We start from the raw sequence: 202 nt of genomic DNA, 5'->3' as shown, positions 1-202 counted from the left end.
GTTGTCGCGTTGTTCGTCGGGCAGGCCGAGGTAGTGGAGGAGTTCGTGGAGGAGGTCGGCGTCGCTGTGGTTGAGGTCGAAGTGGCGTTGGTTGGCGCGGGTGGGGTTGGTGGTGTGGGTGAGGTTGATGGTTTCGGGGTGGTGGGGGGCGTTGTGGAGGGTGACGGTGAGGTGGAACTGGTCGTGTGAGGTGGGCAGGGCG

1 protein-coding gene is annotated in these 202 nt (G+C 65.3%); it reads right to left on the bottom strand.

Translation table 11 applies throughout. From position 1 onward, the window contains the following. Nucleotides 1-202, bottom strand: a 202-nt coding sequence (locus tag IO29_RS31465; RefSeq protein ID WP_037840735.1) for a hypothetical protein, incomplete at both ends; no start/stop codon positions are given.

Source organism: Streptomyces sp. NRRL F-6676 (assembly GCF_000725625.1).
Classification (GTDB): Bacteria; Actinomycetota; Actinomycetes; order Streptomycetales; family Streptomycetaceae; genus Streptomyces.
This window is presented reverse-complemented; position numbering and strand designations above follow the sequence as displayed.